The organism is Streptomyces xanthii, assembly GCF_014621695.1.
In the GTDB taxonomy this organism is placed as follows: domain Bacteria; phylum Actinomycetota; class Actinomycetes; order Streptomycetales; family Streptomycetaceae; genus Streptomyces; species Streptomyces xanthii.
The window spans coordinates 7071694-7092496 of the sequence record NZ_CP061281.1 but is presented as its reverse complement, the minus strand read 5'-3'; the positions used below and the strand labels follow the sequence as shown (position 1 = coordinate 7092496).

The 20803-nt window shown below is 73.7% G+C and carries 23 protein-coding genes and 1 riboswitch; of the genes, 15 read left to right on the top strand and 8 right to left on the bottom strand.

Annotated features, from left to right (window positions below; genetic code table 11):
• Positions 1-39: 39 nt before the first annotated feature.
• Both dhaL and dhaM read left to right on the top strand, forming a co-directional pair.
• Positions 40-648 carry a dihydroxyacetone kinase subunit DhaL gene (dhaL, locus tag IAG42_RS32130; RefSeq protein WP_188340459.1) on the top strand — a complete coding sequence of 203 codons (609 nt, stop codon included), beginning with the start codon at positions 40-42 and terminating at the stop codon, positions 646-648.
• Entirely contained in the window at positions 645-1070 is a 426-nt protein-coding gene (gene dhaM / locus IAG42_RS32125) for a dihydroxyacetone kinase phosphoryl donor subunit DhaM (RefSeq protein WP_188340458.1), read from the top strand. Before dhaL ends, dhaM begins: the two co-directional genes overlap by 4 nt.
• A gap of 10 nt (positions 1071-1080) precedes the next feature.
• On the opposite strand, the gene IAG42_RS32120 is transcribed toward dhaM, so the two are convergent.
• Entirely contained in the window at positions 1081-1848 is a 768-nt protein-coding gene (locus tag IAG42_RS32120) for a glycoside hydrolase family 75 protein (protein WP_223206240.1), read from the bottom strand.
• A gap of 272 nt (positions 1849-2120) precedes the next feature.
• Here IAG42_RS32120 and IAG42_RS32115 point away from each other — a divergent pair, with 272 nt between their 5' ends.
• Together IAG42_RS32115 and IAG42_RS32110 are read left to right on the top strand one after the other, a co-directional pair.
• The gene (locus IAG42_RS32115) at positions 2121-3095 is read left to right on the top strand and encodes a fibronectin type III domain-containing protein (RefSeq protein WP_223206239.1); all 975 of its coding nucleotides are present in this window, start codon (positions 2121-2123) and stop codon (positions 3093-3095) included.
• 154 nt (positions 3096-3249) lie between these two features.
• The gene (locus tag IAG42_RS32110) at positions 3250-3765 is read left to right on the top strand and encodes a hypothetical protein (protein ID WP_188340455.1); all 516 of its coding nucleotides are present in this window, start codon (positions 3250-3252) and stop codon (positions 3763-3765) included.
• 59 nt (positions 3766-3824) lie between these two features.
• Here IAG42_RS32110 and IAG42_RS32105 read toward each other — a convergent pair whose 3' ends face one another.
• The 3 genes from IAG42_RS32105 to IAG42_RS32095 form a co-directional block, all read right to left on the bottom strand.
• Positions 3825-4391, bottom strand: coding sequence for a PadR family transcriptional regulator (locus tag IAG42_RS32105; protein ID WP_188340454.1), 567 nt, complete (start codon positions 4389-4391; stop codon positions 3825-3827).
• An 88-nt stretch (positions 4392-4479) separates the two neighbouring features.
• On the bottom strand, positions 4480-6495 hold the full coding sequence (locus tag IAG42_RS32100; RefSeq protein WP_188340453.1) for an NADPH-dependent 2,4-dienoyl-CoA reductase: 2016 nt from the start codon (positions 6493-6495) through the stop codon (positions 4480-4482).
• 96 nt (positions 6496-6591) lie between these two features.
• Entirely contained in the window at positions 6592-6867 is a 276-nt protein-coding gene (locus IAG42_RS32095; RefSeq protein WP_188340452.1) for a hypothetical protein, read from the bottom strand.
• Positions 6868-7061: 194 nt separating this feature from the next.
• Here IAG42_RS32095 and IAG42_RS32090 point away from each other — a divergent pair, with 194 nt between their 5' ends.
• Positions 7062-7421 (top strand): MarR family winged helix-turn-helix transcriptional regulator, encoded by a 360-nt coding sequence (locus IAG42_RS32090; protein WP_188341713.1) that lies wholly within the window; start codon positions 7062-7064, stop codon positions 7419-7421.
• A gap of 3 nt (positions 7422-7424) precedes the next feature.
• Here IAG42_RS32090 and IAG42_RS32085 read toward each other — a convergent pair whose 3' ends face one another.
• Positions 7425-8216, bottom strand: coding sequence for a GNAT family N-acetyltransferase (locus IAG42_RS32085; protein ID WP_188340451.1), 792 nt, complete (start codon positions 8214-8216; stop codon positions 7425-7427).
• Between the two features lie 214 nt (positions 8217-8430).
• Here IAG42_RS32085 and IAG42_RS32080 point away from each other — a divergent pair, with 214 nt between their 5' ends.
• A complete protein-coding gene (locus IAG42_RS32080) occupies positions 8431-9081 on the top strand; it encodes a peptide deformylase (protein ID WP_188340450.1) in 651 nt (216 codons plus the stop codon).
• Positions 9082-9094: 13 nt separating this feature from the next.
• Here the strand turns inward: IAG42_RS32080 and IAG42_RS32075 are convergent, their stop codons facing one another.
• Together IAG42_RS32075 and IAG42_RS32070 are read right to left on the bottom strand one after the other, a co-directional pair.
• Complete coding sequence (locus tag IAG42_RS32075; RefSeq protein WP_188340449.1) at positions 9095-9892, bottom strand: VOC family protein; 798 nt, start codon at positions 9890-9892, stop codon at positions 9095-9097.
• A gap of 92 nt (positions 9893-9984) precedes the next feature.
• A complete protein-coding gene (locus tag IAG42_RS32070; protein WP_223206237.1) occupies positions 9985-10608 on the bottom strand; it encodes an acyl-CoA-like ligand-binding transcription factor in 624 nt (207 codons plus the stop codon).
• Between the two features lie 99 nt (positions 10609-10707).
• Here IAG42_RS32070 and IAG42_RS32065 point away from each other — a divergent pair, with 99 nt between their 5' ends.
• The gene (locus IAG42_RS32065; protein WP_188340447.1) at positions 10708-11685 is read left to right on the top strand and encodes an oxidoreductase; all 978 of its coding nucleotides are present in this window, start codon (positions 10708-10710) and stop codon (positions 11683-11685) included.
• A gap of 112 nt (positions 11686-11797) precedes the next feature.
• Positions 11798-12460 carry an alpha/beta hydrolase gene (locus tag IAG42_RS32060; RefSeq protein ID WP_223206236.1) on the top strand — a complete coding sequence of 221 codons (663 nt, stop codon included), beginning with the start codon at positions 11798-11800 and terminating at the stop codon, positions 12458-12460.
• Position 12461: 1 nt separating this feature from the next.
• Here IAG42_RS32060 and IAG42_RS32055 read toward each other — a convergent pair whose 3' ends face one another.
• On the bottom strand, positions 12462-13172 hold the full coding sequence (locus tag IAG42_RS32055; protein WP_188340445.1) for a class I SAM-dependent methyltransferase: 711 nt from the start codon (positions 13170-13172) through the stop codon (positions 12462-12464).
• A gap of 349 nt (positions 13173-13521) precedes the next feature.
• Between IAG42_RS32055 and rho the strand changes: the two genes are divergently transcribed.
• The 7 genes from rho to IAG42_RS32020 all read left to right on the top strand — a co-directional run bounded on the left by rho (position 13522) and on the right by IAG42_RS32020 (position 20691).
• The gene (gene rho / locus IAG42_RS32050; RefSeq protein WP_188340444.1) at positions 13522-14658 is read left to right on the top strand and encodes a transcription termination factor Rho; all 1137 of its coding nucleotides are present in this window, start codon (positions 13522-13524) and stop codon (positions 14656-14658) included.
• A 30-nt stretch (positions 14659-14688) separates the two neighbouring features.
• Positions 14689-15180 carry a GNAT family N-acetyltransferase gene (locus IAG42_RS32045; RefSeq protein ID WP_188340443.1) on the top strand — a complete coding sequence of 164 codons (492 nt, stop codon included), beginning with the start codon at positions 14689-14691 and terminating at the stop codon, positions 15178-15180.
• Positions 15181-15244: 64 nt separating this feature from the next.
• Complete coding sequence (locus IAG42_RS32040) at positions 15245-15766, top strand: inorganic diphosphatase (RefSeq protein WP_223206235.1); 522 nt, start codon at positions 15245-15247, stop codon at positions 15764-15766.
• Between the two features lie 67 nt (positions 15767-15833).
• Positions 15834-16055: riboswitch (cobalamin riboswitch) on the top strand.
• Between the two features lie 29 nt (positions 16056-16084).
• On the top strand, positions 16085-17200 hold the full coding sequence (locus IAG42_RS32035) for a Nickel transporter NicT (RefSeq protein ID WP_188341711.1): 1116 nt from the start codon (positions 16085-16087) through the stop codon (positions 17198-17200).
• 130 nt (positions 17201-17330) lie between these two features.
• Positions 17331-18527: a CaiB/BaiF CoA transferase family protein gene (locus tag IAG42_RS32030; RefSeq protein ID WP_188340442.1), complete on the top strand. Its 1197-nt coding sequence runs from the start codon at positions 17331-17333 to the stop codon at positions 18525-18527.
• 46 nt (positions 18528-18573) lie between these two features.
• Positions 18574-19887 (top strand): hypothetical protein, encoded by a 1314-nt coding sequence (locus IAG42_RS32025; protein WP_188340441.1) that lies wholly within the window; start codon positions 18574-18576, stop codon positions 19885-19887.
• Between the two features lie 87 nt (positions 19888-19974).
• The gene (locus IAG42_RS32020) at positions 19975-20691 is read left to right on the top strand and encodes a dienelactone hydrolase family protein (protein WP_188340440.1); all 717 of its coding nucleotides are present in this window, start codon (positions 19975-19977) and stop codon (positions 20689-20691) included.
• Positions 20692-20803: the final 112 nt, after the last annotated feature.

Below are 20803 nucleotides of genomic sequence, written 5' to 3'. Positions count from 1 at the left end.
CCCTGGGCGATGTCCGAACCTCTCTCTGAAGGAGATCACGTGCTCGACGCCGACTTCTTCCGGCGCTGGATGGCCGCGACCGGCGCGGCGGTGGACCGCGAGGCCGACCGGCTCACGCAGCTCGACTCGCCGATCGGCGACGCCGACCACGGCAGCAATCTGCAGCGCGGCTTCACGGCCGTGCGGGCGGTGCTCGACAAGGACGCGCCGGACTCCCCGGGCGCCGTACTCGCCCTCGCCGGACGGCAGTTGATCTCGACGGTGGGCGGCGCGTCCGGGCCGTTGTACGGGACGCTGCTGCGGCGCGCCGGGAAGGCGCTCGGCGACGCGGCCGAGGTGAGCGAGGCCGAGCTGGCGGCGGCGCTGCGCACCGGGGTGGACGCGGTGGCCGCGCTCGGCGGGGCCGCGCCGGGCGACAAGACGATGCTGGACGCGCTGGTCCCCGCGGTGGACGCGCTGGAGGACGGCGGTTTCGCGGCGGCGCGGTCGGCGGCCGAGCACGGCGCCGAGGCGACGACCCCGCTGCAGGCGCGCAAGGGGCGGGCCAGCTATCTGGGCGAGCGCAGCATCGGGCACCAGGATCCGGGGGCGACGTCCTCGGCGCTGCTCATCGCGGCGCTGGCCGAGACCGCGCAGGCCGCGGCATGAGCGCGGCGCAGGGCAAGGAGGACAAGGCGGTCGGGATCGTCCTCGTCTCGCACAGCAAGAAGGTCGCGGAGTCGGTGGCGCGGCTCGCGCAGGGCCTGGCGGGCGGCGGTACGACCGCGCCCGTGGCCGCGGCGGGCGGCACGGAGGACGGCGGGCTCGGCACGAGTGCGGAGCTGATCGCGGCGGCCGCGGCGCGGGTGGACGGCGGCGCGGGCGTCGCGGTCCTGGTCGACCTCGGCAGCGCGGTCCTCACGGTGAAGGCGCTGCTCGCCGAGGGCGACGAACTGCCCGCCGCGACCCGGCTGGTGGACGCCCCGTTCGTGGAGGGCGCGGTGGCCGCGGTGGTGTCGGCGTCGGCGGGCGCGGACCTGGACGCCGTGGTGGCGGCGGCGTCGGAGGCGTACGCGTACCGGAAGGTGTGAGGACCGGCGGTCACCGGGCGGCGGCGCTGACCAGTTCGCGCGCCGCCGCGTGTCCGGCCCGGACGGCGGCGCGGTGGCTCTCGACGGGGCGCACGGTCCGGCCCGGGAAGAGGATGTAGGTGACGTCCGAGGCGGCGACGCCGCCGCGCACGGGGTGCGGGTCGACGCCGAGGGCGCGGGCGGCGGCGTAGGAGGCCTCGCCGATGAGATCGGCGGGGCCGACGTCGCCGACGACGGCGTAGACGACGCGGTCCTTGTGGACGAGGGCCGCGACGGTGCCGGCGCGGATGCCGGAGCGCGCGGGTTTCCAGAGCTCGCCGGCGGCGGGCACGACGACGTAGGGCAGGGTCTCGGCGTTCAGCGGCCGCCCGTCGGACTGCTGGTAGGCCGTCGTGTTCTGGAACACCGGGTCCGTGCGGCCGTTGCAGCGGCGGCCGGCGCGTCCGTCGCAGTCGACGTCGAGGTCGGCCTTCCAGTGGACGGCGCCCTGGGTGCGGCACACGGGGATGTCGGCGCGGGTGCCGTCGTCGGTGCGGTAGCGGCCGTTCGAGATCTGCCGGCAGCCGCGCACCGCGGCCCGCAGGGCGTCGGCGCGGACTCCGCCCTCCCGCACGAAGGGCGCGGCCGGCGCGGGTGCGGCGACGGGGCGCACTCGCAGGGTGGTGCCGGAGTCGTGCGCGCGTTCGGCGGGCGGGGGCGCGGCCGAGGCGGCGAGGGAGGCGGGGGCGAGGAGGGCGGCACCGCAGAGTGCGGTGAGCGGCAGGAGGCGAGGACGCACGGACGGGGCCTTCGGTCGGGGACGCCCGGCCCTGGGTCGGACCGGCGGACATAACACCCCAATCTGAGTGAGGTGCCCGGTGGCGGCCACCGTACGGGGGCCGGACGGGGCGTCAGACGGCCGGGCGGGTCCGTGAGGGTCCCGGACGGGCGCTCCCCAGGGGCTTGATGAGGACCCGTCAGTCATGCCATACAGGTCTGTACCAATTCCCTGCCCCCGCCACCACCTGCCCACCCCACCACCTGCCCGCCCGAGCGGAAGGCACCCACCTCGTGCGACACCTCCCCCACGCGGCAGCCGTCGCCGCGCTCGTCCTGGGCCTCACCTCCTGCGGCCTGTTCGCCGACCCCGAGCAGGACGGCCCCGCGCTCACCGCCCCGGCCGGCGTCACGGCGCAGGCCGGCAGCGCCACGTCCGTGCACGTCATGTGGAACCGGCCGGCGAGCACGGCGGACGTCGTCCAGTACGAGGTGTACCGGGACGCGCGGCGGGTCCGGCGGCTGCCCGCCGACCGGCACATGGCCGACGTCACCGGCCTGCGCCCGCGCTCCCGTTACGTGTTCACCGTGCGGGCCCGGGGCACGGACGGTGAGCTGGGCCCGGCGAGCCGGCGCGTCGCCGTCACGACTCCGGCGGTGGTCGCCGCGGACCGCACCGCGCCGACCCGGCCGGCGGGGCTCACCGGCAGCGTGGCCGGCGGCACGTCCGTCTCCCTCGCCTGGCGGGCCTCCCGCGACGACAAGGCCGTCGTCTCGTACGACGTCTACCAGGGCACCACGAAGATCCACAGCGTCGGCGGTGGACAGACCCGGGCGCTGGTGACGGGGCTGCGGCCGGGCACCGCCTACGCGTTCAGCGTGCGGGCGCGCGACGCGGCCGACAACACCTCACCCGCGAGCGGGACCGTCCGGCTCACGACGCGGCGCGGCAAGGACGGGGCGTCCGCGGGCACCGGCACGGCGCCCTCCGGTTTCCGGGCGAGCAGTCGCGCCGCCGACGGCGGGTACTACGTCGACCTGGCCTGGACTCCCCCGGACACGGGCGGCGAGGTCCCGGCGTACCAGGTGTTCGTGGACGGCGCCCAGGCCACGACCGTCATGTGGGGCGAGGGCACGGCCGACGCGGCGAAGTACAGCTTCTACATCGGCGCGGAGCCGGGCGAGCGGCACCGGGTGCGGATCCGGGCGCAGCTCCCCGACGGCACGTGGGGCGCCTTCTCCACCGAACGGACCGTCACCACCGGCTAGGCCGTGCGATGGAACCCGTCACCTGCCCGGATGCGGCCCGCATGCGCCGTTCGCCGCCCGCGCTTTGGCTGGGCGTCAGGCGGCGCGGGCTTTTGCCGACTCGGGCGGGGCATCGGACGTACCGCCTCCCGCGGGCGCCGGAGAGCAGGCAGTCATGCGCATCACCTCGATACTCGCTCGCTCGGGTCTCACCGTGGCGGCCGCGGCCGCGCTCCCGCTGACGCTCGCCGCACCCGCGGCGCACGCCGGCGGCCCGACCGGCGGGCTCGTCGTGAGCACCAGCGGGTCCACGGTCACGGCCCGGACGCAGGCCTGCCCCAACGGGGGCAACGGTTCGCTGCTCTCGGCGGGCCAGGCCGACTTCGCCCAGGGCAGGCAACAGCCGCTGGCCGGGGGCAGCGTGACCTGGACGGGCGTGAGTTCCGGTACGTACACCGTGGTCGTCGTCTGCAACGACGGCTCCACGGCCGGGACCCGTTCGGTGACCGTGGCGGCGAGCCCGACCATCTCGGCGACGTCGAGTCCGCTCGGCGCCGTCCGGGGCGGTCTCGGCGGCGCGGTGCAGGACTACGGCACGCTGACGCTGGCGGCGGGCGGCACCCTGGTGGCCGCGGCCGTCGTGGGCGGCGCGTGGTACCTGCGTCGGCGCGGCACGGGTCAGCGCACCTAGGCCCGAGGTCCGTCCGCGATCGCCGTCGTCCGGTCTCTCCGGGCGGCGGCGATCGTGTGTCACAGGCCCTCGGGCGCGGGCTCCCGCTCCTCCTCCGGCAGGTCGAGGCGGCGCAGGGTCTCCTCGATCCAGCCGACCCAGAAGGTCTCCAGGTCGATGCCGGCGCGCAGGACGGCGTGCTGCAGCCGGTCCGGCATCGAGTCCTTCTCCGGCGGGAAGTCCCGCTCCTGGATCTCCAGATAGTTCTCCAGGGTCTGCCGGTGCAGCGCGAGATGGCGCCGCAGGTCCGTGCCGATCCCGTCGGTGCCGACGACGGCCGCGGAGCGCAGCCGCAGCAGCATCGTGTCCCGCAGCGGTTTGGGGTCGTGGGAGGCCGCGGTCCAGCGGGCGAGTTCGGCGCGTCCCTCGGGCAGGACCTCGTACTGCTTCTTCTGGCCGCGGGCCGGGCCCTGGGCGGGCAGGGCGCGGATCAGGCCGTCGCGTTCCAGCTTTCCCAGCTCGCGGTAGATCTGCTGGTGGGTCGCCGACCAGAAGTAGCCGATGGACCGGTCGAACCTGCGGGTCAGTTCGAGGCCCGACGACGGCTTCTCCAGGAGGGCCGTGAGGATCGCGTGCGGCAGTGACATGGCGTAAGGGTAGGTGAGAGTCCTCCGGCGCGAGCCGAGGCGAGGGTGGTCACGCGGCCGGCGGGCCCGGCCACGTGACCACCCGGTCTCACAGGCCCGCGGCGACCTCGGTGCCCTGCTTGATGGCGCGCTTGGCGTCGAGCTCGGCGGCCACGTCGGCGCCGCCGATCAGGTGCGGGGTGCGGCCGGCGGCGACGAGGTCGTCGTAGAGGGAGCGCTGCGGCTCCTGTCCGGCGCACAGCACGACGGTGTCGACCGGTACGAGGGTCTGCTCGCCGTCGACGGTGATGTGCAGGCCCGCGTCGTCGATCCGGTCGTAGGTGGCGCCCGCGACCATGGTGACGCCGCGGTGGCGCAGCTCGGTGCGGTGGATCCAGCCGGTGGTCTTGCCGAGTCCGGCGCCGACCTTGGAGGTCTTGCGCTGGATGAGGTGGACCTCGCGCGGCGGCGCGGGCCGCTCGGCCTTCTTGAGGCCGCCGCGGTCGGTGTAGTCCATGTCGACGCCCCACAGGCGGAAGTACGTGGCCGGGTCCTGACTGGCCTTCTCGCCGCCGTCGGTGAGGTACTCGGCGACGTCGAAGCCGATGCCGCCGGCGCCGATGATCGCGACGCGGTCGCCGACGGGGGCGCCGTCGCGCAGGACGTCGAGGTAGCCGACGACGCTGGGGTGGTCGACGCCGTCGATGGCGGGGGTGCGCGGGCTGACGCCGGTGGCGACGACGACCTCGTCGTACGCGGTGAGGTCCTCGGCGGCGACGCGGGTGTTCAACTTGACGGTGACGCCGCGCAGTTCGAGCTGGGTGCGGAAGTAGCGCAGCGTCTCGTCGAACTCCTCCTTGCCGGGTACCTTGCGGGCGACGTTCAGCTGGCCGCCGATCTCGCCGGAGGCGTCGAGGAGGGTCACGTCGTGGCCGCGCTCGGCGGCGGAGACGGCGCAGGCGAGCCCGGCGGGGCCGGCGCCGACGACGGCGACGGTCTTCTTCAGGCGGGTGGGCGCGAGGACGAGCTCGGTCTCGTGGCAGGCGCGCGGGTTGACGAGGCAGGAGGTGATCTTGCCGCTGAAGGTGTGGTCGAGGCAGGCCTGGTTGCAGCCGATGCAGGTGTTGATGGTGTCGGAGCGGCCCTCGGCGGCCTTGTTCACGAAGTCCGGGTCGGCGAGCATCGGGCGGGCCAGGGAGACCATGTCGGCGACGCCGTCGGCGAGCAACTCCTCGGCGACCTCGGGGGTGTTGATGCGGTTGACCACGACGAGCGGGATCGACACCTCGCCCATCAGCTTCTTGGTCACCCAGGAGTAGGCGCCGCGCGGCACGGAGGTCGCGATGGTGGGGATGCGGGCCTCGTGCCAGCCGATGCCGGTGTTGATGATCGTGGCGCCGGCCGCCTCGATCTCCTTGGCCAGCCGCACGACCTCTTCGAGGGTGGAGCCGCCGGGCACCAGGTCCAGCATCGACAGGCGGTAGATGACGATGAAGTCGCTGCCGACGCGCTCGCGGACGCGGCGCACGATCTCCAGCGGGAAGCGGACGCGGTTCTCGTAGGAGCCGCCCCAGCGGTCGGTGCGGTGGTTGGTGGCGGCGACGATGAACTCGTTGATGAGGTAGCCCTCGGAGCCCATGATCTCGACGCCGTCGTAGCCGGCCGCCCGGGCGAGCTCCGCGGTGCGCGCGAAGTCCTCGACGGTCTGCTCGATCTCGGCGTCGGTGAGCTCGTGCGGCGGGAACGGGCTGATCGGCGCCTGGACGGGGCTCGGCGCGACGAGGTCCTCGTGGTAGGCGTACCGGCCGAAGTGCAGGATCTGCATCGCGATCTTGCCGCCGGCCGCGTGCACGGCGTCGGTGACCTCACGGTGCTGCTCGGCCTCGGCCTCGGTGGTGAGCTTGGCGCCGCCCGCCCAGGGGCGGCCGGCCTCGTTCGGGGCGATGCCGCCGGTGACCATGAGGCCGACGCCGCCGCGGGCGCGCTCCGCGTAGAAGGCGGCCATGCGCGTGAAGCCGTTCTCCGCCTCTTCGAGGCCCACGTGCATCGAGCCCATCAGGACGCGGTTGGGCAGCGTGGTGAAGCCCAGGTCGAGCGGGGCGAGCAGGTGCGGGTAACGACTCATGGGGCCCTCCGTGGCGGCGAACGTCGTCACAGTTGTAGACGACACCCGCCCCCTTGTGCAACAAGTTGCAAAAGAGAGCTGCACCACGCCCGGGGGCTACTCCGGGGAGACCTCGGCGACCCATCCGTACGGCAGCTCGCGCCCGTCGACGGTCACCGCCTCGACGGCACGGCTGCGCGGATCCACGTCGGCCTGCACCCCCTCACCCTCGTACCTCGGGTAACCCGACTCGCCCACGCGGCCGGTCGCGGTGACCCGCACGGAGCGCAGGGGGTTGCCGTGATCCGTGTGGCCGGCGGCGTCGGTGAGGCGGGGTTTGATCTGGAGGGTGAGCCGCTCGGGCACCTCGGACAACTCGCGCGATTCGCTCATGCCAGGAGGCTAAGCCGGGACACCCCGCCCCGCCCCTCCAGCCGCGGCCCGTTCAGTTGTAGAATGCAACCAGTACTGGAAAGGACCCCGCCGTGGCAGCACCCGAGTCGCACCCCGTGCCAGAGCCCGCCCGCGCGGCGGCCGTGGCGGACATCCAGCGCGAGCTGACGTCCTTCGCCCGGCGCGCCCGGGCGATGGCGGCGCGCATGCACCCCGAGCTGTCGCTCGTCTCCTTCACCCTGCTCGGCCATCTCGACGAGCGGGGCGGCTGCCGTGCCACCGACCTGGCGGCGCACTACGCGCTGGACAAGTCCACGGTCAGCCGGCAGGTCGCCGCCCTGGAGCGGGCCGGACTCGTGGACCGCCGGGTCGATCCGGACGATCACCGGGTGCAGGTACTGCACCCGACCGAGGCGGGCGCCGCGATCCTGGCGCAGGTGACGGTCAGCCGCCGGCAGGCCCTCCTGGAGCGGCTCGGCGACTGGCCGGAGGAGGACCTGGAGCGGTTCGCGGCGTATCTGACGCGCTACAACGAGGCGTCGCAGGGCATCTGAGCCTCAGGCGGTCCGCGCGCCCGGCACCCGTGCCGTACGGAACCGGGTGGTGCGGCGCAGCCGGAAGCCGAGCGTCTCGTAGAGCCGGATGGCGTTCGTGTTGCCCGCGCCGGTGTGCAGGAACGGGGTCTCGCCACGCTCCAGTACGCCCGCCGCGACGGCCCGTACGAGCCGCCCGGCGAGCCCCTGGCCCCGCTGGTCCGGGTCGGTGCAGACGGCGCTGATCTCGGTCCAGCCCGGCGGACGCAGCCGCTCCCCCGCCATCGCGACGAGCGCTCCGCCGCGCCGGATGCCGAGGTAGGTGCCGAGCTCGATGGTGCGCGGCAGGAAGGGACCCGGCCGGGTGCGGGCCACGAGTTCCAGCATCTCGGGCACGTCGGCGGTGGTGAGCCGGACGGCCTCGGGGTCGTGCGCCGCGTCGACGCGATCACCGACGAGCTGCACCCCGGCGAAGTCCTCGGTCACCTCCCAGCCGTCCGGCAGGTCCAGGCGCACACCGGGCAGCGGCACGGCGCCGTCGGGCCCGGCGAACGCGACGAGATCGGCCCAGTCACCGGGCCCCGGCACATCGGGCAGCCCCAGCCACGGCGAGACATCGACCGGATACCGCAGCACGCGCCCGCTCCGCTCGGCGAGGTGCGCGTGCGGACCGCGCAGCGCGGCGTAGGCGGGATTGTCGAGCACCGCGTCGGCCACCCTCTCCGTCCTGAAGCCACCGGCTCCCCCGGGCTCCCGGCCCGGATCGGCCGTGTCCCGGGCGGGCGTGGCGCCGCGTTCCTCGTACGTCTGCGTCATCCGGACCCCTTCTCCCGTGCACCGCCGCGCGACCGTGCGCCGGCCATGACCGCCATGGCCGGCACCTGATCGAACCGTGTTCGCAGAGGTCGGCATTCCCGCGCGCCCCACTGTTCACGGGGCCGCAACGCGTTCACGGTGCCGCAACACCGCCGTACGCCCGCGGCCACGGGGCGCTTTGCCCTGCGGGCGGCGGTCTTGGCATGCTGGCGCGATGTCGTCGCTGCCGCCCCAGGCCCTCACCGCTCACGTCGAGTCGCTGCTCGACGCCGGATCGCCGCTGCCGATCGTCGCCGCCGGCGACCCGGTGCTGCGCCGCCCCGCCGATGCCTTCGACGGGCAGCTGTCCGACGAGCTGCTCGCGCGGCTGATCGAGGCCATGCGCGTGACGATGCACGCGGCGCCCGGCGTCGGACTCGCCGCGCCGCAGATCGGCGTGCCGCTGCGGCTCGCGGTGCTGGAGGACGCGGCGACCGTGCCGGACGAGGTGCGTCTGGCGCGCGGGCGGGTGCCGCTCGCGTTCCGCGTCCTCGTGAACCCGTCGTACGAGCCGGTCGACGGGCGCCGGGCCGCCTTCTACGAGGGCTGCCTGAGCGTGCCGGGCTACCAGGCGGTGGTCGCCCGGCACGAGCGGGTGCGGCTGCGCGGCCTGGACGAGCACGGGCAGGCGCTGGACGAGGAGCTCGCGGGCTGGCCGGCCCGGATCGTGCAGCACGAGACGGACCACCTCGACGGCACCCTCTACGTGGACCGGGCCGAGCCGCGCTCGCTGACCAGCACCCAGGCGGCCGTGGAGCGCTGGGCCCAGCCCACGCCCGAACACGCCGCGCGGGAGCTGGGCTTCACCCTGCCGGTGAGCGACTGACCGCGGCCGCCGGTCAGTCCAGCTTCGGCATCTCGCCGGTCGTCCGGGTGACGTCGATGACGGAGAACGCGGCGCCCTGCGGGTCGCCCACGGCGGCGAACCGGCCGAACGGGCTGTCCATCGGGCCGAAGTGCAGCTGCCCGCCCAGGCGCTGGACGGTGGCGACGGCCGCGTCGCAGTCCTCCACGACGAAGTAGACGTTGATGTACGAGGGCACTTCCGCCGGGAAGTCCTTCGTCATCTTCATGCGGCCGAGGACGGGCTGCCCGCCGAGCTGCCACACCTGGAAGTCGACGTGCTCGTCGGCCATCGTCTTCGCGTCGTACGGGAACACGGTGGTGAAGAACGCGTCGGTCTTGTCGGCGTCGCGGACGGTGACCTCGGCCCAGCAGAAGGCGCCCGGCTCGTTGACCTTCTCGAAGCCCGCGTGCGTGTCGGGCTGCCAGACGCTGAACATGACGCCGCCGGGGTCCTGCGCGGTGACCATCGTGCCGAACTCGCCGACCTGCATCGGGTCCATCATCAGCGTGCCGCCCGCGCTCTTGATCCGCTCGGCGGCGGCCGCGACGTCCGGGGACGCGAGGTACAGGTTCCAGGCGGCGGGTACGCCCGCCGGGGTGCCGGGCATCTGCGGGGCGAGGGCGGCGACGTGCTTGCCGTCGGCGGTCTTCGCCTGCGTGTAGTTGCCGAACTCCTCGGCCCCCGGATCGTAGGACCAGCCGAACAGCTCGGCGTAGAAGGCCTTGGCGGCCTCCAGGTCGGCGAACATGGCGTCGGCCCAGACCGGGGCCCCTTCGGGTTGTGCGGGCATGTCGCGGAGCCTTCCGTGCGGGCCGGGCCGGGGGTGGCCCGGCGGCTTCGGATCCACGCTAGGCGCGCCCGGCACGGTCCGCGATCCGTGGCTCAGGCGCGCGGGGTTCCCGGGTCGAGCGCGGGGGCGACGAGGTCGAACGCCTCGTCGAGGAGAGCGACCGGGTCCGGCGCCGTCTCGCTCGCGCTCCAGCGCTGGAGTACCACGTGGAAGGCGGTCAGGGCGGTTCCTGCGGCCAGCCGCGGATAGAGGTCGGCGGCCACGTCGCGGCCGGTGCGCCGGGCGAGCTCCCCGGCGAGCTCGTCGCGCCAGCGGTCCTGGCGCTCCAGGAAGCGGGCGAGCAGCGCCGGGGTGCCGAGGATGAGCCGCACGACGCGCAGGGCCCGCTCGGAGTGGGCGGCGCAGGTGGTGACGGGGACCCGTACGGCGTGCCGGAGTGCCTCGGCCGGCGGTTCGCCGGCGGGCCGTCCGGCGAGCGCGTCCCGCATGTCGGTGCCCATGTCGGCGAGGAACTGGACGACCACGTCCTCCTTGGACGCGAAGTAGCGGAAGAAGGTCCGCTTGGAGACTCCGGCGGCCGCCACGATCTCGTCGACGGTGACGCCGTCGAAGCCCTTGAGGGCCAGCAACTGCAGGGCCGCCTCGGTCAGTTCGTCCGAGACGAGCTGACGCTTGCGCTCGGCGAGGCTCAGGCTCGGATCAGGTCGCGTACTCACCCGGGCATCGTACATGTCGTGCCAGACATGACACCCGGGGGCAGCCTGACACCAAGAGGCGTCTTGACACCGAGTGCCATGCCAGTCAGCCTGTGCCATATGACACGGAAGCAAGAGCAGATGCGTCAGGAGCGCCGGGGCGACGAACCGGTCGCCGATCGAACCGGCCGGGTGTGCGTCGTGACGGGAGCCTCCGGCGGGCTCGGGCTCGCGACCTGCCGGGCGCTCGCCCGGAAGGGCGCCCGGGTGGTCCTCGCCGTACGGGACCCGGAGAAGGGCCGGCGGGCCGCCGAGTCGATCGCCGCCGGGACACCCGGCGCCCGCCTGGAGGTGCGCCCGCTCGACCTGGCCGACCTCACCTCGGTCCGCGCGTTCGCCGACACCCTGCGCGCGGACCACGGCCACATCGACGTCCTGGTGAACAACGCGGGCATCATGGCTCCCCCGTACGCCACCAGCCCCCAGGGTCACGAGCTGCAGTTCGCGACCAATCACCTCGGCCACTTCGCGCTCACCGGCCTGCTCCTCGACCTGCTGGCCGCGGGCACCGACCCGCGCGTGGTCACGGTCAGCTCCCCCAACCACCGCCAGGGCCGCCTCGACCTCGACGACCCGGAAGCCGTGGACGGCCCGGACGGCTACTCCCCGATGGGGCACTACAACCGGTCCAAGCTGGCGAACGCCGTCTTCGGACACCAGCTGCACCTGCGCCTGACGGCGGCGCGCAGCAACGTGCGCAGCGTGCTCGCGCATCCCGGCTACACGGCGACCGGCCTCCAGCACGGCACTCCGGTGCGGGGTGTGCGGTTCCTGTACGGCCGCCTGCTGAAGCCGCTGGCGCAGTCGCCGGAGGCCGGAGCACGCTCCCAGCTGTACGCGGCGACCGAACCGGGCGTGGCCGGCGGCGAGTTCATCGGCCCCGGCGGCGCGGGCGAACTGCGCGGCGCCCCGACGCGCGTCCGGCTCGCGCCGCGCGCCACGGACGCGAACACCGGACGCCGGCTGTGGGAACTGTCCGAGCGGCTCACCGAGGTCCGGTACCCGCTCCCCGCCCCCGCGGCGTCGCGCGCCTCCTGAGCCTCCGGGGCACCCGTCGCTCTGCTGTCGGCCGAGTCGCTCGCGCCGGGCGGCCGGCGGACGGCAGGATCCTCGTATGCGACCGGCCTTCGTCCTCGTGCACAGTCCATCCGTGGGTCCCTCCACCTGGCGCCCGGTGGCCCGGCGGCTCGCCGCGGCGGGCCGTCAGGTGCGGCTGCCGTCCCTGCTGCACGTGGCGGACGGCGCGCCGCCGTTCTGGCCCGCGGTCGTCGAGGCCGTCCGCGAGGACCTGCGGCGGCTCCCGGCGGGCAGCCCGGTCGTCCTGGTGGCGCACAGCAACGCGGGCCTGTTCCTGCCGGCGATCCGCGCGGGCCTCGACCACCCGGTGACGGGCTCGGTGTTCGTGGACGCCGCCCTGCCCGCACGGGCCGGATCGATGCCGGTCGCACCGCCTGAACTCCTGGATTTCCTCCGTCCGTTGGCGGTGGACGGGCGGCTGCCGCGCTGGACGGACTGGTGGGACGAATCCGACGTGGCGCCGATGTTCTCCGACCCGGTGACGCGGCGCACGGTCGTCGAGGAGCAGCCGAGGCTCCCGCTGGCGTACTACGAGCAGGAGGTCCCGGTGCCCGCCGGCTGGGACGACCACCCGTGCGCGTACCTGCTGTTCGGTGCGCCCTACGGCGATCAGGAGGCCGAGGCGCGCGCCCGGGGATGGCGCACGGCGCGGCTGCCCGGCGAGCACCTCCATCAACTCGTCGACCCGGACGCGACCGCCCGGATCATCACCGAACTCGCGGCACCCGAGGGCTAGTTCAGCGGCGGGTGGCCACGACGAGCCGGGCGCGCGGACTGCCGTCGGGCCGCTCCCCCAGTTCGGGCAGCGGACGCAGGGCCACGTCGAAGCCGGCCCGGTCCAGTTCCCGCCGCACGTCGCCGAGACGGAAGGTGCGGTAGTACATGACGAACGGCGGGCGCCACAGCGCGTTGCGCACCCGCATCGCCCCGTCGAAGCCGAGCATCGCCCAGTAGCCCCAGGATCCCGGCCGCGCGGGGGCGGGCAGCGGGAACGCGAACTGCCCGCCGGGGCGCAGCACTCGGCAGACCTGGGCGAAGAGTTCCGGCTGCCGCTCCGGCAGGAAGTGCCCGAACGCGCCGAAGCTCACGACGAGATCGAAGACGGGCCCGAACGGAAGCGCCAGCGCGTCCGCGCGCACGTACGAGGCGGCGGGTTCGGACTCGCGCGCGACCTGGAGCATGCCCGCGCTGAAGTCGACGCCGACCGCGCGTTCCGTGCACACCTCGCGCAGCACACCGAGCCCCGCGCCGGTGCCGCAGCACAGGTCGAGCCCGCTGGCGTACGGGCCGAGCGCGCCCAGGGCGCGGGCGACCGGGGCGAGGACGGCGTCGGGCGTACGGAAGGGGGTGCGGTCGAATTTCGGCGCGAGCAGGTCGTAACCGTGCTCGACCGAGGAGAGCGCCTGAACGGCCAGTTCGCGGAGGGTGGGGCCCTGGGAGGTGAACATCGCGGCTCAGCATAGGCGCGCCGCCCGCCGCAGAAGAGACTTGCCGCGCGACGGGGTCGGGGTGGTACGGTTCCTGTGGTACGTGCGCAGGTCCGTCGGATCGCCGGTACCGATTTCCTCTTCTCTCTTCTGCTTCGCCTCTCTGTTTCATCCCTGCTTCACGCACGTGTTCTCCGCGCGCTCAGTCTGCGCGTTCTCCCTGGTCACGGGTTTCTGTCGGGCTTCGCCCGGCCCTGCGCCAGGTCTCTCCCGGCCCGGGGGCGTGTCCGTTTCCGCCCCGCCGTCCGCCGGAGTCCTCCCCACCCGCGTTCCCGCACGTCGCCCGTCCTCGAAAGGACCCTGATCCACCATGACCACCATCGCACCCGAGAAGCCCGGCACGACGGCCCCCGTGCGGGCCCGCGGCGTCCTCGACCTCGGCCCGAACGGGGCCGGGTTCCTGCGCGCCCCCGATCTGCTCCCCACCTCCCACGACGTCCAGGTCCCGGCCGCGCTCGTGCGCCGACTCGCCCTGCGCAAGGGCGACTTCGTCGACGGCACGTGCGCGCGGCCGCACACCCTGACGGCCGTGGACACCGTCGACGCGCTGCCCGCCGACGCCGCCCGCCACCGCCCGCGCTTCGCCGACCTCACTCCCCTGCACCCCGCCGAGCGGCTCCGCATGGAGAGCCCGGCGAGCGGGCTCGCGGGCCGGGTCGTGGACCTGTTCGCGCCCGTCGGCAAGGGTCAGCGCGGCCTCGTCGTCGCACCGCCGCGCACCGGCAAGACGGTGCTGCTCCAGCAGCTCGCCGCGGCCGTCGCCGCCAACCACCCCGAGGCCCACCTCATGGTCGTGCTCGTCGACGAGCGGCCCGAGGAGGTCACCGACATGCGGCGCTCGGTGCGCGGCGAGGTGTTCGCCTCGACGTTCGACCGGCCCGCGAAGGCGCACATCGCGCTCGCCGAACTCGCCGTCGCCCGCGCCCAGCGGATGGTCGAGCGAGGCCGTGACGTCGTCATCCTGCTCGACTCGCTGACCCGGCTGTGCCGGGCCCACAACAACGCCGCGGCCGCCGGTGGCCGCACCCTGTCGGGCGGCGTCGACGCCGGAGCCCTCCAGGGGCCGAAGCGGCTGTTCGGCGCGGCCCGCAACACCGAGGAGGCGGGCTCCCTGACGATCCTCGCGACGGCGCTCGTCGAGACCGGCTCGCGCGCCGACGACTTCTTCTTCGAGGAGCTCAAGAGCACCGGGAACATGGAGCTGCGGCTCGACCGCGCCCTCGCCGACCACCGGATCCACCCGGCCGTGGACCTCGACCCGTCCGGCACCCGCCGCGAGGAGCTCCTGCTCACCCCCGAGGAGACGGCGGCCGCGCACGCGCTGCGCCGCGCCCTCGGCCGGCGGGACGACCGGTCCTCGTACGAGACGCTGCTGGAGCGGATGCGGCAGACGCCGGACAACGCGACGTTCCTGCGCCAGGTCCGCTCCACCGTGCCCGGAGCCTGATCCCGGCCCCGGGTAGGTAATACTCGAAGCATGAACGCGAGGATTACCCGGCCCGGCGGGCGGCCCGACGTCACCGTCCGGCGCGCCGTCGCACGCGACGCACGGCGCCTCACCCGCATCGTCCAGGGCTCGCGCGCGTACGAGGGCCACTACGCGGCGATGGTCGCCGGCTACCGCGTCACCTCCGGCTACATCGAGGCACACCGGGTGTTCGCCGCCGTGGACCGCGCCGACGACCGCGTCCTCGGCTTCTACGCGCTGCTCGTCGACGCGGCCGAGCTGGACCTGATGTTCGTCGCGGACGACGCGCAGGGCCTCGGCATCGGGCGGCTCCTCGTCGACCACATGCGGGGCGAGGCGCGCGCCGCGGGACTCGACCGGGTCCGTGTCGTCGCGCATCCGCCCGCCGAGGGCTTCTACCGTGGGATGGGCGCGCTGCGCACCGGGACCGCCCCCGCGCAGCCGCCCGCGGTCGGCTGGGAGCGGCCCGAACTCGAATTCGCCGTTCCGGACGGTGCCTGAGGGGTTCCCGATCCGTCCCGCCCGGCGCACACTCGGGACGTCGGAATGGGGCAAGGAGGCCACATTGGGCACGCTGGACAGTGGACAGGCGGGCGCCGACGAGGCGTTCGACGTGATCGTGGAGATCCCGCAGGGCTCCCGGAACAAGTACGAGATGGACCATGAGCTGGGCCGGATCCGGCTGGACCGGATGCTCTTCACCTCGACCCAGTACCCCGCGGACTACGGCTACGTCGACGGCACGCTCGGCGGTGACGGCGACCCGCTCGACGCGCTCGTGCTGACCGGCGGCGACGCCACGTTCCCGGGCTGCGCCGTCGAGTGCCGGGCCATCGGCATGTTCGTGATGAGCGACGAGAAGGGCCCGGACGAGAAGATCCTCTGCGTCCCCGCCCACGACCCCCGGCACAGCACGGTCCGCGACATCGATGACATCCCCGAGTTCGACCGCCTGGAGATCACCCACTTCTTCGAGGTCTACAAGGACCTGGAGCCGGGCAAGTCCGTCGAGGGCTCGCACTGGGAGGGGCGCGCGAAGGCGTACGAGGAGATCGCGCGGGCCCGTCTGCGCCGCACCGACGCCTGACTCCGCGGCGGCATGTGATCTTTCCTACGTGCGCGGAGTGCGTCTATGCAGTCACGCTCCGGCCCCTCTAGGGTGAGCGGGCCGTGGTGTTCGGGAAGACCGGTGACAACCCCTCAGGGGCCAAGTCCGGAGCGGCCCTCGCCACTGTGATCGGGTCTCGTGCCCCCGCCCGCGGGCGGCACGAGGCGCACCGCGTCATCACGCCACTGGCGGCCCCGTGCCGCTGGGAAGGCTGGCGCGGTGTCGCCCGCCCGTAAGCCAGGAGACCGGCCACGGCATCTCACGAAGTGATCCACGAGGTGCTGGAGCGTGATCGGCATGACCCTGCCCGCGAACTCCCCGACGAGTCCGCCGTCCGCCTACCGATGGCGGCGCGAGGACACCCTGCGCACGGCGGGCCTGATGGCGGTGATCCTGGCCCTGCACGTCGTCGCGTTCGGCGTGCTCTTCCTGCTCGTCGTCCCCGGCCATTACGAGGTGGACAACAAAGCGTTCGGCATCGGGCTCGGCATCACGGCGTACACGCTGGGCATGCGGCACGCCTTCGACGCCGACCACATCGCGGCGATCGACAACACGACCCGCAAGCTGATGGCGGACGGCAAGCGTCCGGTGTCCGTGGGCTTCTGGTTCGCGCTCGGCCACTCCAGCGTGGTCGTGGTCCTCGCGGCACTGGTGGCCGGCGGCACAGCGCTCGCCACCACCTTGACCAGCGACGACTCCCGAACCCATCAGGTCCTCGGCATCGTCGGCACGACCGTGTCCGGCACGTTCCTGTACCTGATCGCCGCGCTGAACCTGGTGGCCCTGATCGGCATCATGAAGGTGTTCCGGGCGATGCGCGGCGGCTCGTACGACGAGCGGGAACTCGAAGCGCACCTGGACTCGCGGGGGTTCATGAACCGGATCCTCGGCCGCTTCACCCGCTCGATCACCCGGCCCGGCCAGATGTTCCCGCTGGGCTTCCTGTTCGGGCTCGGCTTCGACACGGCGACCGAGGTCACGCTGATGGTGATGGCGGGCAGCGGTGCCGCCGCCGGGCTGCCCTGGTACGCGGTGCTGTGCCTGCCGCTGCTGTTCGCCGCGGGCATGAGCCTGTTCGACACGCTCGACGGCACGTTCATGAACTTCGCCTACCAGTGGGCGTTCTCGAACCCGGTCCGCAAGGTGTTCTACAACCTCACGATCACCGGACTGTCGATCGCCGTCGCGTTCTTCATCGGCACGATCGAACTCGTGGGCGTGCTCCACGAGAAGCTCGACCTGACCGACGCGGTCACGGGCTGGATCGCCGGACTCGACCTCGACAACGTCGGGTACGTCATCGTCGGACTGTTCGTCGTGGTGTGGGTGGCGGCGGTCGCGTACTGGCGTCTGGCCAAGGTGGAGCAGCGCTGGTCGGCGCGGCTCGCCGACAGCGGCGGAACCGGCTGAGCGGGCGGAACGGGAGGTCTCCGGCCGGGCCGGCGCGCGCATCGCGTACCGTCCGGCGGAAGAGCCCGCCGGACGCCGCCCCCTGCGTCCGTCGCCCCCGCGTTGTCACCCCTGCACGGAGGAAGCCCCTATGAGCACGGCCCGCCTGCCCCTCGACGGCATCACCGTCGTCAGTCTCGAACAGGCGGTGGCCGCCCCGTTCGCGACCCGCCAGCTCGCCGATCTGGGCGCGCGGGTGATCAAGGTGGAGCGGCCGGGCGGCGGCGACTTCGCCCGCCGTTACGACGAGACGGTGCACGGCCAGTCCAGCCACTTCGTGTGGCTGAACCGGTCCAAGGAGTCCGTCACCCTCGACGTGAAGACGCCGGAGGGCCGCGAGGCGCTGGAGCGGCTGCTGGCCCGCGCGGACGTCTTCGTGCAGAACCTGGCGCCGGGCGCCGCGGCCCGCCTCGGCCTGTCCGCCGCCGCGCTCGCCGAACGGCACCCCTCGCTCGTCGTGTGCGACATCTCCGGCTACGGCACCGACGGGCCCTGGTCGGACCGGAAGGCGTACGACCTTCTGGTGCAGTGCGAGACGGGGGTCGTGTCGGTGACGGGCAGCCCGGAGGAGCCGGCGAAGGTCGGCATCGCGATCGCCGACATCGCGGCCGGCATGTACGCCTTCTCCGGGATCCTCACGGCGCTGTACGAGCGCCGGGACACGGGGGTGACGCGCTCGGTCGAGGTGTCGCTGTTCGAGGCGCTCGCCGAGTGGATGGGCTACCCCGCGTACTACACGGCCTACTCCGGCGCCCAGCCGCCGCGGGTCGGCGCCGCGCACGCGACGATCGCCCCGTACGGGCCCTACCCGGCGGCCGACGGGCGGACGGTGCTGCTCGCGATCCAGAACGAGCGGGAGTGGGCCGCGTTCTGCGCGCACGTCCTGGACGACGCGGCGCTCTCCGACGACCCGCGTTTCCGCCGCAACTCCTCCCGCGTCGCGCGACGCGCCGAGCTGGACGCCGTCGTGACCGCGCGCTTCGCCGAACTGGACGCGGACGAGGTCGTGGCCCTGCTCGACCGGGCCGGGATCGCGAGCGCCCGGCTCAACACGGTCGAGGACTTCCTCGCGCACCCGGTGCTGTCCGGCCGCGACCGCTGGCGCGACGTGGACACCCCGGGCGGACCGGTCCGCGCGCTGCTCCCGCCCGCCACGCCGCGCGGCCTGGAGCCCCGGATGGCGCCGGTGCCCGCCGCGGGCGAACACACCGCCGCGGTCCTGGCCGAACTGGGGCTCGACGGGGAGGGGACACAACTCGCGCACAAAACACCCCAATCGGAGCGATAAAGTATCCCGTCAACCCGCACGTGCCCGATCACCCAGGAGTACCTACGTGACCGTAGCCATCGACTCGTCCGAGGCAGCCGTCCCGTCCGGCGAGGACAACGGGGACGCCGTGAACCCTGCGGCGGCCGAGCCCGCCGGGGCTGCTGAGACCACCGAGGCCACTGCGGCCGTCGAGGCCGGGCCCGCCGCGCCGCCCGTGCCCGGACCGGCGGCGCCCGCCGCCGTGGAGGAGAACTTCTGGCAGCCCGAGGCGCCGGCCGCGGCTCCGGTCGCCGAGGCCCCCGCCTCCGCCGCGGACATGGACGCGGCCGCGGATGCTGACGCGGAGGGCGACGAGGACAACGAGGACGACGAGGACGCTTCGGGCGAGGTGCCGGAGGCCATCGCCCGGGACGCCCGCGAGTTCGGCGGCTACGCCCGCACCGGCGGCTGGACCTTCGCCCTCAAGGTGGCCCGCAGCGTGCGCCCGGGCGGTCAGGCCGCCGGCGAGACGGAGAAGGTCTCGGCGCGCCGATTCGCCGCGCTCGCCGAGTGCTCGGCGGACCGCGTCATGCGCTTCTACAAGGCGTGGGACCGGGCGGCCGACGACGGTCTGGTCCCGCAGTTCGAGGCGCTCGCCCCGGGCGTCGAGGTCGAGCTGCCGGACGCCGACGTGTGGCTGTCGTACTACGTGTCGCGTTCCAGCGCGACGTCCGTGCGCGGCCAGGCGATCACGGAGGCGGCCGAGGCGGAGGGCATCCGCCCGACGAAGGCGCTGGAGGTCGCGGAGAACCCGACCGCGCTGCGTGCCGCGATCCTCGCCGACCCGGGCACCGCGGAGGCGGCCCGCAAGGCGCTGATGGACCGCCTCGGCGAGGACCCGGTGCTCCGCTCGGGCCTGGCCCGCGACATCGTGCGCGCCGACGACCTGAAGAAGGCCGTCGCGGAGGAGGCCAAGACCGGCGGCCAGCTCGAGTACGTGCGGAAGATCGCCGAGGAGGGCCAGGTCAAGACGGCCGCGGGCCAGAAGATCGAGGCGTCGCCCGAGCTGCGCGAGGAGGCCGAGCGGCACCTGTCGCTGATCGACGAGCTGGAGGAGGACGAGGAGGCGGGCGAGTGGGCCCGCGAGGCGTACGACACCGTGCGCAACCTCGTCGCCGAGACCGTCGAGAAGGACCCGGAGCTGCGCGTGCAGGAGCGGCGCGCCAAGTTCTACAGCAGCCTGCAGAAGGCGACGAAGGCCTTCGAGGAGCTGACCTTCGACGACGTCGCGGAGATCGACGACATCGTGGAGGACGACATGGTGCGCCGCCTGGAGGAACTCCAGCAGGCGATCACCGCATGCCTCACGGCGATCCAGAAGGCCCACCCGGCCGGCTGACCGTCCCGGGCGCGTTGTCGTGTCCGGGGGCGGAAGTGGAAGGGTGGGATCCGATCATCGCGTTGCATCAGTTGCAGGAGGCACCTCGTGACGGACACCCCCCACGCGCCCCGGTCCACCGGCCGCCCGGCCCACCAGAACGTGACGTTCGACAGCGACGGCACGCCCGCGCACGGCTGTCTCGCGCTGCCGCCCGCGGGCCGGGGCCCCGGGGTCATCGTCATCCAGGAATGGTGGGGCCTGACCGACCACATCGCCGACGTCGCCGACCGGCTGGCCGCCGAGGGCTTCGTCGCGCTCGCGCCCGACCTGTACGGCGGGAACGTGGCGCACGACGCGCAGGAGGCGTTCCGCATGATGCGGGAACTGCCGGAACAGCGGGCCGTGGAGCTGCTCTCGGGCGCGGTGGGACATCTCCTCGCGCGGCCCGAGGTCACGTCGGACACGGTCGGCGTGGTGGGTTTCTGCATGGGCGGCGGCTTCGTGCTGCACCTGGCGGCGCGGGACGCGCGGGTCTCGGCGGCGGTCCCGTTCTACGGGGTCATCCAGCACGAGGTCCCCGACTTCTCGGGGCTCAGGGCGCAGATCCTCGGCCACTACGGGGAGCGCGACGAGTCGATCCCGCTGCCGACGCTCGACGGCCTCCGCCGGACGATCGAGCAGCAGTCCGGCATCGTGCCCGACTTCCGCCTCTACCCGGCCGGCCACGCCTTCTTCAACGACGGCCGCCCGGAGGTCTACGACGCGCGGTCGTCGCGCCAGGCGTGGACCAGCACACTCGACTTCCTGAAGTCGAACATCTGAGCAGAAGCCCCATCTCTTTTGAGCCCCTCCGGCGATTGAGGAGCGGGGTCCGGGGCGGAGCCCCGAGACGGCAAGGCCGGGGGGCCTGAACCCCCCGACCCCGCTCAACGAC

Coding starts and splice junctions, on each gene's coding strand:
- dhaM (WP_188340458.1), top strand. CDS start 645: ATGAGCGCGGCGCAGGGCAAGGAGGACAAGGCGGTCGGGATCGTCCTC.
- IAG42_RS32110 (WP_188340455.1), top strand. CDS start 3,250: ATGCGCATCACCTCGATACTCGCTCGCTCGGGTCTCACCGTGGCGGCC.
- IAG42_RS32105 (WP_188340454.1), bottom strand. CDS start 4,391: ATGTCACTGCCGCACGCGATCCTCACGGCCCTCCTGGAGAAGCCGTCG.
- IAG42_RS32100 (WP_188340453.1), bottom strand. CDS start 6,495: ATGAGTCGTTACCCGCACCTGCTCGCCCCGCTCGACCTGGGCTTCACC.
- IAG42_RS32095 (WP_188340452.1), bottom strand. CDS start 6,867: ATGAGCGAATCGCGCGAGTTGTCCGAGGTGCCCGAGCGGCTCACCCTC.
- IAG42_RS32090 (WP_188341713.1), top strand. CDS start 7,062: ATGGCGGCGCGCATGCACCCCGAGCTGTCGCTCGTCTCCTTCACCCTG.
- IAG42_RS32085 (WP_188340451.1), bottom strand. CDS start 8,216: ATGACGCAGACGTACGAGGAACGCGGCGCCACGCCCGCCCGGGACACG.
- IAG42_RS32080 (WP_188340450.1), top strand. CDS start 8,431: ATGTCGTCGCTGCCGCCCCAGGCCCTCACCGCTCACGTCGAGTCGCTG.
- IAG42_RS32075 (WP_188340449.1), bottom strand. CDS start 9,892: ATGCCCGCACAACCCGAAGGGGCCCCGGTCTGGGCCGACGCCATGTTC.
- IAG42_RS32065 (WP_188340447.1), top strand. CDS start 10,708: ATGACACGGAAGCAAGAGCAGATGCGTCAGGAGCGCCGGGGCGACGAA.
- IAG42_RS32055 (WP_188340445.1), bottom strand. CDS start 13,172: ATGTTCACCTCCCAGGGCCCCACCCTCCGCGAACTGGCCGTTCAGGCG.
- rho (WP_188340444.1), top strand. CDS start 13,522: ATGACCACCATCGCACCCGAGAAGCCCGGCACGACGGCCCCCGTGCGG.
- IAG42_RS32045 (WP_188340443.1), top strand. CDS start 14,689: ATGAACGCGAGGATTACCCGGCCCGGCGGGCGGCCCGACGTCACCGTC.
- IAG42_RS32035 (WP_188341711.1), top strand. CDS start 16,085: ATGACCCTGCCCGCGAACTCCCCGACGAGTCCGCCGTCCGCCTACCGA.
- IAG42_RS32030 (WP_188340442.1), top strand. CDS start 17,331: ATGAGCACGGCCCGCCTGCCCCTCGACGGCATCACCGTCGTCAGTCTC.